At 64.3% G+C, this 2,438-nt stretch carries 5 protein-coding genes; 1 reads left to right on the top strand and 4 read right to left on the bottom strand.

The window, feature by feature from the left end:
• Positions 1 to 389, bottom strand: a 389-nt coding sequence (locus IMZ11_RS42100) for a phage holin family protein (RefSeq protein WP_228649111.1), incomplete at its 3' end; no start/stop codon positions are given.
• 137 nt (positions 390 to 526) lie between these two features.
• On the opposite strand from IMZ11_RS42100, the gene IMZ11_RS42095 reads away from it, so the two are divergent.
• A complete protein-coding gene (locus IMZ11_RS42095; protein WP_061262157.1) occupies positions 527 to 799 on the top strand; it encodes a DUF4235 domain-containing protein in 273 nt (90 codons plus the stop codon).
• A 9-nt stretch (positions 800 to 808) separates the two neighbouring features.
• Here the strand turns inward: IMZ11_RS42095 and IMZ11_RS42090 are convergent, their stop codons facing one another.
• From IMZ11_RS42090 to IMZ11_RS42080, 3 genes are all read right to left on the bottom strand, one after another.
• Positions 809 to 1,081 carry a hypothetical protein gene (locus tag IMZ11_RS42090; RefSeq protein ID WP_003881710.1) on the bottom strand — a complete coding sequence of 91 codons (273 nt, stop codon included), beginning with the start codon at positions 1,079 to 1,081 and terminating at the stop codon, positions 809 to 811.
• Complete coding sequence (locus IMZ11_RS42085) at positions 1,078 to 1,566, bottom strand: hypothetical protein (RefSeq protein ID WP_003881709.1); 489 nt, start codon at positions 1,564 to 1,566, stop codon at positions 1,078 to 1,080. Before IMZ11_RS42085 ends, IMZ11_RS42090 begins: the two co-directional genes overlap by 4 nt.
• A 116-nt stretch (positions 1,567 to 1,682) precedes the next feature.
• Positions 1,683 to 2,315: a DUF1361 domain-containing protein gene (locus IMZ11_RS42080; RefSeq protein ID WP_003881708.1), complete on the bottom strand. Its 633-nt coding sequence runs from the start codon at positions 2,313 to 2,315 to the stop codon at positions 1,683 to 1,685.
• Between the last annotated feature and the right edge of the window lie 123 nt (positions 2,316 to 2,438).

Below are 2,438 nucleotides of genomic sequence, written 5' to 3'. Positions count from 1 at the left end.
TCCTTGAGCTCATCGAGATCCTGCTTGACGCTGTCGACCGATTCGGCGGCAGGTGGTGGCACCTGCTTCGCGTGGCTGCGGCTGACCATCGCGGCCACTGCGGCGCCGATGAACAGCGCGGCAGCGACGATGATCGCGGCAGCCCATACCGGCAGGGCCAGCGAGATCGCGGCCACGGCGGCGGCGATGGCCGTCATCAGGCCCAGCACCGCCAGCAGGCCGGCGGCACTGATCAACCCGGCGCCGATGCCGGCGTGACGCGCCGATTCGTGGAACTCGCGTTGCGCCAACCGGAGCTCGTCGCGGACCAGTCGTGTCGTCTGCTCCTGCAATTGGCCCAGTAGCTGTGCTGTGGACGGTTCGTTGATCGTTTTCTGTTGAGTAGTCATCGTGGGCCTTCCCCGGGCGTACTGCTTCTCTCACAGCAGTGCCCGACGCGGGCTCGGGCAAAACCTGGAACAGACATGAGCCGTTAGATCTGCCCGGTTCCGGGTATCCGCACTGGCAGCCGTTGTGAGGAGAATCCGTGAGCCGAGTCTCGAAAGTGCTGTACATGCCGTTGTCGATGGCGACAAGCGTGGGCGGGGGCCTGTTGGCCGGCGCGTTGTTCACCCAGATCTGGAAGCGCATCGATGAGCCGAACCGCGAACCGCCCGATCCCAAGGATCTGAATCGGTCCGCCGCCAAAGCCCTGACGGCAGCAGCTATCCAGGGACTGGTTTTCGGGTTGGTCCGCGCGGCCGTCGACCGGGCAGGAGCCAAAGGGTACCGGGCATTGGCCCATGAATCGCCGGTCTGAGGCGGACGGTTATCCGCTCGGGCGGCCGATGATCTTGCGTAGTCGGGTGCCCGTCGGGTAATCCAGCACCATCGGCGTGCCGGCCCCGGTCGGCTCGGAGGTCAGGATCACCCTCGGTTGTTCGCCGGTGGACAGCTTGTTGCGCAATTCCACCTTGGCAACGCGGAAGACGTGGGTCCGCGGATCGTCGTCACCGGACAGGGACAAGACATCGCCGACACGAACATGTTCCACCACAACATTTTCGGTGCCTGGGCCGTTCGAATCGCCCTGCTCGGTCATTCGGACCAGGCCCGTCGGCTGGTTGCGCGGACGCGGCTGAAGGCGACGTGATGCGACCCTTCGCAGCGTGCGGCGGTGAGCGGGTCGGTTCGGCGGTCCTCGGCGCGGTTGATGTGCCGGCCGAGTGCCCGCTTTTGCTGCTTGGTCAGCGACTGGCCGCGGCGAGCCAGGAGATCCAGCTGTTGCCAGCTGAGCCCGTCGAGTTCACCGTCGGCGTCGTGCGTGGCGACAACGACACACCCGCGCAGCAGAGGAACCGTCTTGGGTGTGAACTCTGTTGTGGCCAGCAGGAGTTCGGTGGCCTTGCGGTTCACGTGGCGCTGGCACGAGTGCGTGGACGGGCTGAACCAGAAGTCGAATTGCCGATCGGCGGAGGTCAGACAGTGCAACCCGCGGTCATGGACGAGTTGGTTTATGTCGGCGGTGCTGTAGGCCCGGGTTTCATAGACGGCGCCGTTGACGCTGAGATACAGGACTGTGTTCATGGTGATGTTCCATTCGCCTCTTTCTTTTCACTGCGGCCGCAGGTGCGCGGCGCTGTTACTGAAGTTACCCCTGTGGCAAATGGGATAAACCTTGGTAACGATCAGAACACAGTCGTTCAGCGCAGTCCATTGAGCGCCCAGATCGTCAGATAGGCCAACCCGAAGAAGGCCGCGACAGCTACCGCGACGCCCGTCGACTGCACATAGGACAGCGGTGCGCGCATCCAGTCGAACGTCGCCGCGACCACCGCATCCGGCCGGGTTACCAGATCCCAGGAGTTCCATCGCTGGAAGCGGCCGATGACCACACCGACCGCGCAGGCCGCGACGGACAACACGACGGCCAGCCAGCCCCAGAACCCGCCGAACTCGTCGTTCAGCCGGCGGTGTACCAACAGGAGTGACACCACTCCCAGCAGGATCCCGGTCCACGCGGCGAATCCGTACTGCAGCACGTGGCGCCACAGTTCGTAACCCTCGCCGAGGTGGACCAGATCGGTCACCAGATAGGGCGCGTTCGGCAGGAACGCCAGCCAACCGAGGCCCAGCGGCAGCAACCACAGTCGGCGCTCGACCAGATCGAACGCGATCGCCAACACCATCGGGATCCAGGCCAGCACCAGGTTCCACACCAGGAACTTGGTCGGGTAGGACATCGGGGCAGCCGGATCGGTGATCCCAAGAGCGAGGGTCAGCGCCGTCGTCGCCATCAGCGAGACGACCAGCAGGATGCCACGGGCTTCGGTCATGCGGTCCAGTTTGCCTGTCCCTCATCGAATCCCGACGAGCAGACGCAAAAACCCCCAATTCCATTCGGAAAAGGGGGTTTTTGCGTCTGCTCGCGCAGGTTTAGAACGCAGCCTCGTCGAGCT

The sequence above is a fragment of the Microtetraspora sp. AC03309 genome, from assembly GCF_020826795.1.
Classification (GTDB): Bacteria; Actinomycetota; Actinomycetes; order Streptosporangiales; family Streptosporangiaceae; genus Microtetraspora; species Microtetraspora glauca.
Note: the sequence above shows the minus strand (reverse complement) of the source record. Positions and strands in the feature narration are given on the sequence as shown.